Below are 13448 nucleotides of genomic sequence, written 5' to 3' on the forward strand. Positions count from 1 at the left end.
AATGAATATCAATACAGTTTCCTATGATTTGTTGCTCCCTTTTTCGCAAGTGGTTTCACAAAACCAAGTAAAAAAAGCCGATTGAATCGACTGAGTACATCTACGAAAAAGGAAACTAAGTTGAGTAATTCATTTATTCACTCCTTCTATTATGGGATTTTCTTTAAGTATGTTTGTTCTAATATTGTTCGATATATTCTCGATATTTTTTTATCTTTTCTTTATCCATTGCTACCTGTTGATTTTCAAATCTGCTTAATAAACTAATTGAGCAATCCACAAATTTCGCTACCTGTGAAAGTTTAATACGCTTCCTTTTCCTCATAACAAATAATTCTGTTTCTGTCATATTGATTCTCCCTTCTCATTCAATTAATTGAATTTCTTATATTAAAAAAGCACCCTCATTTAAGAGAGTGCTTTTCGTGATTATGCTACTGTAATTACTGCTACTGCTTTTGGAGAACCTACTTTAAGTGAGTATTCACCAACAATTTGTCCTTTTGTGCTATCACCTGTTTTAGCAAGTGGCTCAAAGTGTGCTTCACGTAAAGCAACCATATTTACATAAGCATCATTAAATAAAATCCCTTTAGTAGCAGGAACGTGTTTAGATAAAACTACGTTTACAGTACCAAAATTAGTATTGATTGTATCAACAACTAGACCAAAATTATTTGTTTGGTGAACATATGAATAAGAATCTTTGTATACTGCATCAATTTTTTCTTTCACATCTGCATTTACAAATAAGTAATATGCTCCCTCTGATAAATCATTGTTCCATAAATTCTGCATAGTAGTTTTGATTAGTTCCTCTACATCAGCACCTGTTTCTGCATTTGAAGAATCAGCACTCTCAACAATACCTGACATTTTACGGATAAATGGAGTTATTGATCCATCTGCTTTAGTTCCGTTAATTAATACTTTTTCAAGATTAATTTTTAATTCTAATAGACGGTCTGCAACTTCTTCTGAAAACTTAGTTGATTGCATTGCATCTGCCGTACCTGAGATTGATACTGCTTTCTTGAAAATTTGAAGAATTGCAGTTAATTCACGCTTTGCGGATTGTTGGAATTCTGTTGTATCTGCTCCCTCAACTGCTGAAATATCATCATCATTTGAGATAGTTTTTTCTTTAAAGGTATATACTGTTGCAAGTGCTTTCTCTACACCTTTAGATAATAGTAAAGATGCAAATGGAGTTGATTGTACTCCCAAAAGTGCTAGTTCTTGTGATAGTGAAATGCTTTCTGTCGCTGTAAATCCGTTGTTTGATGTAATCATAATTTATATTTCCCCTTTAATTTTTAGTTTTATTTGATGTCCAATTTTGGACACCTTATCTTTTAAACAAGTTGGCAAATTTAAAACCGATAGCGTTTTTAACGTCACCATTTTGTATTGCTTGTGAATAAGCATCCTGTGTTCCGTTCGATTCTTTTGGAACATAACCATTAGATACTTTTATGTTATTTACGATTGAAATTAATTTAGAAACCACTTTTCCCAAATCATCTGAGTTATCGACATTAATAACTTCTGCAAATGCTTCAAGTCCATTTTCCTTTAACGTAAGTTTTAACTCTTTATCAAATAAATCTTTTTCGAGTGATTCCAAAAATTCTTGTCGTTCCTGTAGAATTTCTTCTGCTAATTTTTTACTTTGTTCTAGTTGCTCACCGTTTTCTAAAACCTGTTTTTCAAGTTCTTGAATATCAGGTGATACCTCTACTTGTTCTACTTGTTCATTTTCCATTTGTGATTCTCCTATTCTTAGTTAAATTTTACGTTTACTTCTTGTCTTGCTAAAATCGGTTTTTCATTAAAAACACCACTAAACTCAAAAATAAAATCTGAGCCAGTGGTATCTGTGTATTCATATTCAAATTTACCTAGTCCATCTGTTGCTAGACCAAATGTAATTTCTTCTATAGGAGTTTCCTGTTTGTCGTATATCGTCAATTTAACATCATTAGGAGTTACCTTATTTCCGTTATAATCTCTGAATTGTACTACAAGCAAGATTGTATCTTTAGCGAACATTTATATCACGCTCATTTCCGTTGCGTTTTCTTTTACATGTGTATTTGATTGATTTACTAATTTATTTAGATTCGTTGGATTCTCAACTACATATACAGTCGCATAAACAGGTTTTCCAATCTTAAATGGAATCTGTATATCTGTAATAATCTGAATAGGTTGTACATCTGATTCTACTGTTCTCACAGTCCGTACAATTCGACTAGCATTTGATCCAATACCTTTTATATAAGATAAAACCTCATAATTTTTCACATTCGCATTTTGCAAAGTCGTAACATTTGAAACAATCTCATCAATATGTGACGTGATGTTTTTTATCAATTGTCTTGACCTATACGTTTCACCTGTTACGTTTCCAGTGTGAGATAAACTAATACTCACCTTACGTTTAGAACGACCTAGTGAACTGTAAATGACGTTTAAATGGCTATTGAGATTGATTGTTACTTTCTTAGAGGGGATGGGAGGAACACCGAAGATTTTTAAATATGGATATGAAGCAAAGCCCCAAATATTAGAATCCCAATTAGAGAAATTAGATGAATCTGCAAATTGTGAAGTAGTTAATCCAATTCCTACAATATGAAAATTATTCAAATCTGAGTTGTAATATGAATTCGTTACATTGCTTTTTGCTAGTGCGTTTATATCACCGACCAATCCACTTGCAGGGTAGGAAGTTTCTAAAGTAGTCGGAAGCCCATATGCATATGAATTAGAAATAAAACTTTTAGTATCAAGTAAGTTTCCAACAAATCCACCAACTCGACCTTTTCCAGTTGTATTGGCACTCGAAAAACAATTTGAAATAGTAGAACTTGTAGTTGCAGCGAGCCAACCTATTAGACCACCAACCCCATACTGACCAAAAACTTCACCTGTCGTATAACATTGGTCAATATTTGTGTTTATCGAGTAGCCAACTAGTCCACCGCAATAATTTTGCGTTGTCGATATATTAACGTTTTCAAGTCCAACATTTTTTATTGTTGCACCTTCTGTAAATCCAAATAAACCAACATTTGCAGTAGTCCTATTAATATTTAAGTTTTTTATCTTGTATCCTTTGCCCTCAAATGTTCCTTTGAATCGTTTGGCTGATGTTGTTCCATCACCAAGAACTGTAAAATTAATTCCTGTTAAATCAATATCATTTACTAACTCATATGATGCAGTAAGGTTGTTGTTAATTGCTTGGAGTTGAGCAGGTGTGCTAATTAATGTAGCCATTTAATCAACTCCTAGACAATCTGAGGAACTTGTAGTTTGTGGATAATCGTCAATTGGTCGTCTACTGTTTCAAAAGTAAATGGATTAAATACTTCAGTCGCTATTGGAGAACCATTTGTAGCCACATTGAATAAAACTGACTTACCTACTGTCTTACTTAAAAATGTAGCGTCACCTGTGATAACTAACTTATATTCCAATTCTGTGCTTGTAGACGTTCCTGTGATTACCAATCCGTTTGAAGTAGAGTAACGCTTTAAAACTTCGCTTGTTGGTGTTTGTATTTCTAAATACTTCCAATTAGAAAGGATGTATTCTCGTAACTTTTCATAACCGTAATTATTAATTTGAGCCATTTAATGACCACCTCTTATATTAAATTTGAATTTTGACAATAAAAAAAGGACTCCGAAATAATCGGAATCCCACATGGAGAGAATAAAAATGACAAATAAATATTCTCAGGTTGAAACTATAATGAACGATAGGGGGTAACTACTCCCCCTATACTAAAATAATTGAATGACGATTAAAAAATTATTGACTTTTATTTACTCCTACATAGAACCTAATATATACCTAAAAGTGTGATGTTTTAATCATCCTATTTGAGCAAAGAAATCTTTATCCTTCTTATCTTGTAATCGTATCAATCTATGCTTAAATGCAGATTCTTTCATTTCCATCTTTTCTGCAAAGTAGCGTTTGTTGATGTTAATAATTTCATCCTCTTTACTAAACGTGAATGGTGAAGTATTTCGAGCATCTATTTCAACTTGTATAAATTTTTTCAACTGGCGATAAAAGTTCACTTGATTGTTGGTCAACTTACCTTCATTTATTCCTAGCATTTTATCTATAATCGTTTGCTTCATTTTCATCTTATCTGTTCTTACAATATATTTTTCACCGTTTATCTGATGAACTTTAGTTCCCAATAACTTCGTTAATTTTCGATACGTTCTATTTCTAACTGATTTTGATATAAAACCTATTATTTGTTCATCTGTTTTTGTTAGGTCTACTTTAGGAAGTACCTCATATAGTGAATCCAAAATTAAGGGTGATATTTCATCTTGAAGTTTCTTAATGGAGCGATTAACAGAAGGAGAGATATTTAGATGGTCGCTATAAATCTTTTTGAAATCATACCAACTGTCATAATTCAGATAGGTTTCAACTTCTTTAAGCACACTTTTAGGAATTTTATAAAAATCATCAACATGATAATGGTGTCCTAGAGTTGTTAAAACAGTATAAACAAAGTCCTCACCATCAAAAATTGCTTTCTCTATTTGTGATCCTGTATCTAATGCCCATTTCATATTCTTTGCTTTTTTACTATGACGAACTATTAAAACTTTTAGATTGTATGCAATGCGATATAAGGTTGTAGTTTGCTTTGGTGTATACTTTGCTCTCCAACGTCTAAAGACCTCTGTACGTTCATCCTCGTACTCTACATCATAAAATTTTACTTGATGTTTGGTACATACCATTTGAACATCTACCATGTCTGATTGAGCAACTTTTAAAAGTTCCGCTGCCAAATCATATTTACCTTCTTGATGTGCTTTGATTTTCTCTATAAATTCCATTTATGATTCTCCTTTATATTTATAAGTTACCTACTCTACATTCATAGAGAGGACTGTTAAAATTCGTTTTATTGGAAAAACATCCCTACACTTCTTACTATAGGAACGAAAAACACTTTTATCAACCAAACGGAAAAATATTTATTTTATACTGTAAATTTGGTTTTATTCGATTCTCAAAACGCCTTGTTTTCCTACGTTTTCGAGGTGACCAATATCGAATAAAAACGTCCTTTTATACGATATTCAAATATTTGCACACCTAGTTTCCACAAAAAAAAGGAAGCAATATGCTTCCCTAGTTTTAAAGAACAAATTTGTTGAATGTATTTATTATTGCTTCTGGAAACATTCTTCTACTATAGTTCCCTTTGTTCTGCGTTTTTTTATTAATGGTATACTGACAGACGTCACCATTGTGTAATACCTTCAGATTTATTAAATACTTTTCTGTTATGACATGAAAGCGATTATCCTCATGAGAGAACTTTTCTATAAACCCTTTATTCTTTAGAGATGAAAGATGATTTTTAAGTGTAGTTAAATTTGTATCAAATAATAGTTCATCATCTTCAAGTGCTAGAACAAATGATAATTCATATTCATCTTTTATAAACTCACTATAATTTTCTTTATTTATAATCAATATATTTCCTCCTCATATCATTGATTCTCTTCTTCTAACGTTTCCACCTTAGTAACCCAATTTTTATTAAAATCAAAAACTGCTATTTGCCCATCTTTATTCTTCAACACTATTTCCCCTTCGACTGGAGAGAAATCACTATACATCTTTTTAAACTTTGTTGGAGAAAGTCCTGAAAGTATTTCCAAACTCAAATGAACCTTTGTTTTCATTTCGATATTATGTTTAGTGAATTTTGCAGGTGTATTTATTTCATTTTTATGAACCATACTTACTCCCCCTTAATTAACATTTTAATTCCATTTCTATAATTCTATATATTCAATAAAATATCCTTCTTTATTAAAAATATTTTACAGAAATACGTACTCTTCAAAATTTAACTGGATATTTTTCTTCATCTTCATAGAAATTCCCTCAAACTGCTTGCGACTTCATCGGTATCAATATCTAAATACTGGGTTGTCACTCCCAAGTCAGAATGTCCAAGTGCTTTAGAAATTAGAGCGATATTTGCTCCTTTATCTAAAAGTGATTTTGCATAACCTCTACGTATTGAGTGTGGATTAATATTCTCTAATCCATAACGAACAGAATATTTGTGTAGTTGCTTAGAGATAGCATTGTTAGATGATTTACTATCATTGATCGGCAATCCATTTTGTGTAATAAATATGTTTGTATTTTCAAGATTGTAATACTCTCGAATAAGTTTATTTTGATTAATGAGGACTTTTAATAACTCTGCTAGTTCTTCATCAAGAGGTAATCTGAGAAACTTATGGTTCTTCACAATAGCACCATCTAAATTAAGATAAAGATTTTCAAAGTCAATGTGACGTTCTTTTAGTTCTCCCAATGTTCTTATTCTGATACCTGTTCTAAATAGCGTTAAAATCGCCACTCTATCTCTAAAACCGATAAATGTATTGTTATCTATTAATGATAATAGAACTTCAATGTCATTTGCTTTAGCACCTTTTTTTACTTGCTTATCAATTCTAATTTGAATATAACTCCAAAATTTTTCTTTAATCCAACCATTGTTATGAAATTTACCTAATACTGCTTTGATTGATTTTAATCGTATTAGTTTTGTTTGATTAGATACATTTAAGGATTCCAAATAGTTATAAATTGAATCTGAATTAATATCCTCTACATATTCCAGTTTGTTAAACACTACAAACTGATTAAGGATGTAATTATAACTATCAATAGTCCTTTCTCGATTTCCTGCAATCCTCATTTGTTGATAAATGGTTGTGAGTGCCTTAGGAATGGTTATCGTATCCTTTTTGGTTATTACAGATTTCTTTGATACTTCTACTTCATCTACCTGTACTGCAAATATTCCTCTTTTTCTTCCCATAAAAAAAAACCTCCAATCGAATGATTAGAAGGTTGATTACTAGGGATAAAAGTGGGGGTATTTGAATCAAGTTCATATCCCGTCTAATATCCCTTGCGTTGCTAAACCGTTGATACCACTACGTTTGTAGTAGTTTTAAATATGGAGACGGCGGGATTTGAACCCGCGTCCAGAAACTCTAACACTTAAGCTTCTACGCGTGTATCTTGCCTATTTAGGTTTCGCGTAGCACTATGCCGACAAGCGGGCGTCATGTACGCTAACTTGGAAATCTCTTGCTGACAGCTCAAGTGGCACTGCCAACCGTATCCCACTAAAGTTGAGCTCTACCTAGCCACATGGGCGATGGATAAATAGAGCAGATCCGAGCTTACGCTGCGAATGCTAAGTTGTTGTTTGTTTTGCCTGTTATTATAAGATCCGTTTTTACGGAGCCGAGCCTCCGACGCGCAACTCAAGCTCAGACTATCCCTGTCGAATCCATAACGTCCCCGTTTATGGTATAGTGTAAGCTTCGTTACCTACTCACTATACATCAAAAATGGTCAATTTTCAAGTGAGACATTCTACCAGTAATGTTCAGTAGATTATTGATTCCGTTCTTTAAACGCTCTTTCAATATCTCGTTTTGCTTCTTTTTTCTTCAAGACATCCCGTTTATCGTAATCTTTCTTCCCTTTTCCGACGCCGATTAATACTTTTGCATAGCCGTTTTTTAGATACATTTTGAGCGGAACAATGGAGTAACCATCACGCTTTGTTTCCCCAATTAATGTACTAATCTGCTTTTTGTGTAAAAGTAATTTTCTAGATCGTAAAGGCTCATGATTGAAACGGTTTCCTTGTTCGTATGGACTAATATGCATATTAGAGATCCATGCTTCGTTATTACGAATACGAACAAAAGCATCCTTTAATTGTACTTTCGCATTTCGAATAGATTTAATTTCTGTACCTTGCAACACAATTCCTGCTTCAATTGTTTCTTCGATATAATAATCGTGATTCGCTTTTTTGTTTTGCGCAAGTATTCTATCATCTGGTTTTTTCGCCATCATATTCACCTCTCAAAAACTAAAGAGGAGCGATTACTCGCCCCTTTATTTTTTCTTCGGACGTTTACGACGTTGCGATTTTTTGGCAACGGATTCGTAAAATTTCTTTTTCTGTTTTACTTCTTTTTTAGGTGCTGGCTGAGACTTTGATCGATTAGAGCCAGAGCCGTCCTTTTTCGAAGCATGAATCACTTTTGGTGCTTCTTTTCTAGTTCGGTGGAATGCTTTTTTCATTCCTACGATTTCAAAGTCAATGGCCGATTCTTCCGGCTTCACCGCTGATACGCGAATGGTTACTTCATCCCCAATACGGAACTGCTTGCCTCCGCGTTCACCAATCATCATCATTTGACGATCGTCAAAACGATAATAATCATCTGTCATATTCGTTACATGTACAAGACCCTCAATGGTATTCGGAAGCTCAATAAACATCCCAAAGTTCGTAACAGAACTAATGATTCCTTCGAATTCCTCACCGATTTTATCTGCCATATACTGTGCTTTTTTCAGCGAATCTGTATCACGTTCCGCATCTACTGCACGGCGTTCACGTTTGGACGTATGCTCGGCAATATCATCAATCATTGCACCCCAATGATTAATAGTAGCTGACGATACATCTTCATTTACTAGGTACGTACGGATTAATCGATGAACGATTAAATCTGGATAACGACGAATTGGAGAAGTAAAATGCGTATAAAATTCCGTTGATAAACCAAAATGCCCTAAGCACTCTGAATAATATTTTGCTTGTTGAAGGGATCTTAGAAGCATCGTAGAAATAACAGGTTCTTCTGGCATACCCTCGATATTTTCAATAATCTCTTGCAACGCTTTTGGGTGAATATCATTTCCAGTTCCTTTAACAACTAGACCAAAGTTAGTTAAGAATCCGAAAAAGCGTTGTAGCTTTTCTGGTTTTGGATCTTCGTGAATTCGGTAAATAAAAGGTACATCCATCCACTTGAAATGCTCCGCTACTGTTTCATTGGCAGCTAACATAAATTCTTCGATTAGACGCTCTGCAACTGTGCGTTCACGATTCACAACGTCCGTTGGCCAGCCATTTTCATCAACTATAATTTTTGCTTCTGGGAAATCAAAATCGATTGCTCCACGATTTTTACGTTTTTCGCGAAGAACGGCTGCTAATTCTGCCATCGTTTCGAACATTGGTACAAGAGGTTCATAACGCTCTATTAACGCAGCATCTTTTTCTTCCAATATTTTATACACATCAGAGTAAGTCATTCTCTCTGTTGTTCGAATAACACTTTGGAAAATTTCATGTGAGGTTACCATACCTGAACCATCAAAAATCATTTCACAAGATAAAGTCAAACGATCAACTTGTGGATTCAATGAACAAATACCATTTGATAAACGATGTGGAATCATTGGTATAACACGATCGGCTAAATATACACTTGTTCCACGATCATATGCTTCGCGGTCAAGTGGTGAGTTTTCCGTTACATAGTGGCTTACGTCCGCAATATGTACGCCAAGCTTAAACGTACCATCTGGGAATTTAGTAACAGTAACAGCATCATCTAAATCCTTTGCGTCCGCACCATCAATCGTTACAATGACTTCTTCTCGTAAATCTCTACGACCTTCTAAATCCTTTTCATCAATTTCAGCGGGTACAGCTTCTGCTTGATTAATTACTTCTTCAGGGAAATCAATGGTAATACCGTGCTTATAAATGATCGATAAAATATCGACACCAGGATCATTTTTATGCCCAAGAATTTGAGAAACAATTCCTGTTGCAGATTTTCTTTCATTCGGCCAATCCGTGATTTCTACAACTACTTTATGCCCTTCAATTGCACCAAGCGTATCTCCTTTAGCAATAAAAACATCCATAGGTACTTTTTTGTCATCAGGGATAACAAATCCGAAGCCTTTATTATCTTGGAATGTTCCAACTACTTTAGTTATACCTCGTTGCGTAATCTTAATAATGGATCCTTCTCTTCTGTCACCAGAAGTCTCACGGGAAACTCGAACAAGCACTTTGTCTCCATTTACTGCCCCATTCACTTCCGTAGGAGGAATAAAAATATCGTCCATTCCATCTTCTTCTGGTGTAACAAACCCAAAGCCTTTTGCGTGTCCTATAAATTTCCCAACAATTAAATTCATTCGTGAAGGAATACCATACCGATCGGATCGAGAACGTACGACTGATCCACTTTCCTCCATTTGGACAAGTGTTTTTACTAGTCCTTTAAAGTCTTCTGCATCCACTAACCCAAAATGATTTTCCAGTTCTTTCGTTGTTAATGGTTTATACTCATCTGTATTCATTAAATCAAGTAATTTTTCTTTCATGTTTTCCATCAAACATCCCTCCTTTTTCAGCGTGTGCGCATTTGGCCTGTTTTACACATTCCAATCGAGCGACTCTAAAAAATTTAATATATCTTCCTGTAATTGTTCTTTTTCAGAACCAAGTGTAATGACGTGGCCAGAGTTTTCATACCAATTTAATTTCTTCTCTAATGATTCTGCATGCTCATAAATATAAGGAGCAGAATTTATATCAATGACGCTATCTTTTTTTCCTTGGGTAACTAACAGCGGAGCATAAATATGATCGACATGATCCCGTACCTGATAGACAAATTCCCTTAGTTCTGCCAACGTCTCCATTGGGGTTTGTCGAATAGCTTCTATTTCTTCTTCGATTTGTTGCGCTGTTTTTCCTTCATACTTTTTATATTCTCTAGCATACTTTAATACACCTTCGAACATGACATCCGTCGTTTTCATTGTCATTGGAGAACACATCGTGACTATTCCCTTCACAGGAACTGTATACCCTAATTTCAATGAAAATACGCCTCCAAGTGAAAGGCCAGCTACTGCTATTTCCTCATACCCTTCGTCCTTTAAACGAGTATACCCATCCATCACATCTTTCCACCAATCAGATGGACCTGTTTCTAAAAGTTCCTCTGGTGGAACTCCATGACCTTTATAATGTGGCGCTAAAGAAGTATACCCATTTTTCTCTAGAAATCTTCCAAGCATCCGAACATCTGATGAATTGCCAGTAAAACCATGAAGCAGCAATACTGCACGTTTACCAGCCTCAAAGAAGAAAGGTTTTGGCGCCGCTAATCGCATGTTAAAATACCTCCAATCTAGCAAAGCAGAATTTTACCTGTAAGGTAGGAATTCAGCTAGACATTGTTCCTTTATATTGTATGTATAAGTATAAATGAAAAGAAAACGCCTGACCAATCAGAAGTCGGTCAGGCGGTTCGTATCTATTATCAAATTCGCCTCGGCGTATTTGTGTCCAGATTTTACTTCTACGATTTCTCTTCGCAGAAAACAATGCAACGAGCTTGCTCGATGATTCTTTTACAAAATCTGTTGTATCCGCCGAAGGCTTTAACCTTATTCAGCAGAAGTCAATTCTTCTGTTGAATAAGATTAAAATTTTGTGACAGCAATAGTTAAAATGAAAAACAACACTGCAAGGACGATTGTTACTCTATGTAATATAAGGTCCATACCTCGTGCTTTTTGTTTTCCAAAAAGTTGTTCAGCACCGCCAGAGATGGCTCCTGAAAGACCAGCACTTTTCCCCGATTGTAATAACACAACAACGATTAATGCTAATGAGACGATGACTAGTAAAGTCATTAACAACGTATTCATTTGTTCCACCTCCTGAAAAGAACTTTCACAACAATATTAATTTTACCAAAAACAACTAGAAGTTACAACAGTCTAACAAGAATATAATAGGTTTCAACAAAATAGAGGATGATTATTTCATAGGTTTGGATGAAAAAGAGGAGTTTTATAGTTTTATATCGAAATGAATAAGTTGGAAAAAAATACATAAGCAAAAGGAAGATCTATTTTGAAAAACAAACTTATAGTCATAAGTCTACTAATCATTTTAAGTTTAACATCGTTTCAATATTGGACGATACTTCAAGTACAATCTACACTCCCTTCTGATCAATGGAGTAGGTCTTTCCAAGTAAAAACCCCAGTAAGTAATTACAACAACCTCCAAAGTGTTAAAGAAGAAGATGGCTATAGCGTTAGTCTACGAGATTTAAAAAAATTAATTATCTTATCTTGCGATATGGATATGAGCTGCGAAAAAAAACGTACGATTGATTCGCTAGATTCCTTTACAAATACTTGGAGCGATCAATCCAACTCTTTCTACATAAAGGACAATACACTCATTCATTCAACTATTTCAAATGGAGACACTGAAATTGCTCAAGACGTTGTTAATTTTTCAAAGGACGAGGATACACTTGTATATTGGACAGAGGATCAAAATGTCATCGTTTCCAATAGTCCTTTTACAACAGTAAAACAGCAATTTACTATGGATGAACCCGTTAATTTTGTCACCATTTTGGAAGACCAAATGTTTATTGTGACGGAAAATAAAAAGGAGCATCTATTCACTGTTTACAGCAATACTAACCAACTATCTAAACTATTTGAATTCCATGTGAATGGATCGGAAATTCTGTCGTCCATGCATATCATTCAGACGCCAAATAATAGTTACTCTTTCTTACTAGATACAGAAATTTTATCTGGAGGGAAACGTACGAAGACAATTCTTGCGGCACCATTCAATCTATCCACCAATCAGTCCCCTACTTTCTCTAACCTTAAATTTTTGGAAGAAGATACGGGGATGCAACTAACGGAAATTCGTTTTCCAAGTGTCTATCAAACAAAAGAAGAAGCACTTCTCACGTTTTCAGCTACTGTACGAACACCTACTGGTGAACGTGTGAATAAAATCTTTGTCGGTATTTTTTTAGATAATACCATTCACGCTAGTGCAGTTACGAAAGCTGGAGATCGTTATGAACGCTCTACTCTTTTAAATGAACAAACAGTTGCCTATTTAAAAATGGATGGTGCTAATCGTTCTCTTCTCTATTCATCTTCTGATGAGGTAATAAAGGAAGAAAGTAATGGAATTATGGAAGGTGATTATGAAGAGGCAAGTTATACTTTACTCAGTATGTTGTTTAATGGTTTTCTTCTTGTTCTTTTCTCATTTGTATGGATCGTCCTTTCGTTAGGCATTACGTATGGACTGTTAGTGTTAATGGAAAGAAGGCGATTTGCTCATTCACATAAGACAGCATTTCTTATGCATATCATTGCTTTATTTGGCATCCAAACGTATTTCATCTATCAATTCACTACTATTGAAAATCTAGTTTATAATATTCCTTTTATAACGGAGACATGGCACTTTGTTATTTTGTTATTTATTGCAAGTATTCTTTCTACTATCCCTTTACTCCTTGCCCGATATACGGTGAACGAAGATACTTTTAACGTCATTGTATTGTATACAACCTGTATGAATACAGCTGTTCTATTTTTCTTAGTTGGACCTTATCTATTTTAATAGGCTTGGAAGTTCGTCCGCGGAAAGCGGATTTTCAGCAGATAACAACACTATCGGTTAA

The 13448-nt window shown here is 34.4% G+C and carries 15 protein-coding genes and 1 other RNA gene; 1 reads left to right on the plus strand and 15 read right to left on the minus strand.

Annotated elements, in window-relative coordinates; genetic code table 11:
- Window positions 1-178: 178 nt before the first annotated feature.
- From MHB48_RS15200 to secG, 15 genes are all read right to left on the minus strand, one after another.
- The gene (locus tag MHB48_RS15200; protein ID WP_342598802.1) at window positions 179-349 is read right to left on the minus strand and encodes an XRE family transcriptional regulator; all 171 of its coding nucleotides are present in this window, start codon (window positions 347-349) and stop codon (window positions 179-181) included.
- A gap of 80 nt (window positions 350-429) precedes the next feature.
- Window positions 430-1293, minus strand: coding sequence for a DUF5309 family protein (locus tag MHB48_RS15205; protein ID WP_342598803.1), 864 nt, complete (start codon window positions 1291-1293; stop codon window positions 430-432).
- Between the two features lie 55 nt (window positions 1294-1348).
- Window positions 1349-1765 (minus strand): hypothetical protein, encoded by a 417-nt coding sequence (locus MHB48_RS15210; protein ID WP_342598804.1) that lies wholly within the window; start codon window positions 1763-1765, stop codon window positions 1349-1351.
- Between the two features lie 17 nt (window positions 1766-1782).
- Window positions 1783-2052, minus strand: coding sequence for a hypothetical protein (locus MHB48_RS15215; RefSeq protein WP_342598805.1), 270 nt, complete (start codon window positions 2050-2052; stop codon window positions 1783-1785).
- Window positions 2053-3285, minus strand: coding sequence for a hypothetical protein (locus MHB48_RS15220; RefSeq protein ID WP_342598806.1), 1233 nt, complete (start codon window positions 3283-3285; stop codon window positions 2053-2055).
- 11 nt (window positions 3286-3296) lie between these two features.
- Window positions 3297-3641, minus strand: a complete 345-nt coding sequence (locus MHB48_RS15225; RefSeq protein WP_342598807.1) for a hypothetical protein — start codon at window positions 3639-3641, stop codon at window positions 3297-3299.
- A 243-nt stretch (window positions 3642-3884) separates the two neighbouring features.
- Window positions 3885-4883: a hypothetical protein gene (locus MHB48_RS15230; RefSeq protein ID WP_342598808.1), complete on the minus strand. Its 999-nt coding sequence runs from the start codon at window positions 4881-4883 to the stop codon at window positions 3885-3887.
- A gap of 304 nt (window positions 4884-5187) precedes the next feature.
- A complete protein-coding gene (locus MHB48_RS15235) occupies window positions 5188-5529 on the minus strand; it encodes a hypothetical protein (RefSeq protein WP_342598809.1) in 342 nt (113 codons plus the stop codon).
- Window positions 5530-5546: 17 nt separating this feature from the next.
- The gene (locus tag MHB48_RS15240) at window positions 5547-5798 is read right to left on the minus strand and encodes a hypothetical protein (protein ID WP_342598810.1); all 252 of its coding nucleotides are present in this window, start codon (window positions 5796-5798) and stop codon (window positions 5547-5549) included.
- Window positions 5799-5932: 134 nt separating this feature from the next.
- Window positions 5933-6901, minus strand: a complete 969-nt coding sequence (locus MHB48_RS15245; RefSeq protein ID WP_342598811.1) for a site-specific integrase — start codon at window positions 6899-6901, stop codon at window positions 5933-5935.
- Window positions 6902-7040: 139 nt separating this feature from the next.
- Window positions 7041-7394, minus strand: a transfer-messenger RNA (tmRNA) gene (gene ssrA, locus MHB48_RS15250).
- Window positions 7395-7488: 94 nt separating this feature from the next.
- Window positions 7489-7956, minus strand: a complete 468-nt coding sequence (gene smpB, locus MHB48_RS15255; protein ID WP_340925278.1) for an SsrA-binding protein SmpB — start codon at window positions 7954-7956, stop codon at window positions 7489-7491.
- A gap of 45 nt (window positions 7957-8001) precedes the next feature.
- Window positions 8002-10311 carry a ribonuclease R gene (rnr, locus tag MHB48_RS15260; protein WP_342598812.1) on the minus strand — a complete coding sequence of 770 codons (2310 nt, stop codon included), beginning with the start codon at window positions 10309-10311 and terminating at the stop codon, window positions 8002-8004.
- A gap of 42 nt (window positions 10312-10353) precedes the next feature.
- Entirely contained in the window at window positions 10354-11100 is a 747-nt protein-coding gene (locus MHB48_RS15265; protein WP_342598813.1) for a carboxylesterase, read from the minus strand.
- Window positions 11101-11412: 312 nt separating this feature from the next.
- Window positions 11413-11640 carry a preprotein translocase subunit SecG gene (secG, locus tag MHB48_RS15270; RefSeq protein WP_340922784.1) on the minus strand — a complete coding sequence of 76 codons (228 nt, stop codon included), beginning with the start codon at window positions 11638-11640 and terminating at the stop codon, window positions 11413-11415.
- A gap of 208 nt (window positions 11641-11848) precedes the next feature.
- On the opposite strand from secG, the gene MHB48_RS15275 reads away from it, so the two are divergent.
- On the plus strand, window positions 11849-13387 hold the full coding sequence (locus MHB48_RS15275; RefSeq protein ID WP_342598814.1) for a hypothetical protein: 1539 nt from the start codon (window positions 11849-11851) through the stop codon (window positions 13385-13387).
- Window positions 13388-13448 lie beyond the last annotated feature (61 nt).

The organism is Psychrobacillus sp. FSL H8-0483, from assembly GCF_038637725.1.
Lineage (GTDB): Bacteria > Bacillota > Bacilli > Bacillales_A > Planococcaceae > Psychrobacillus.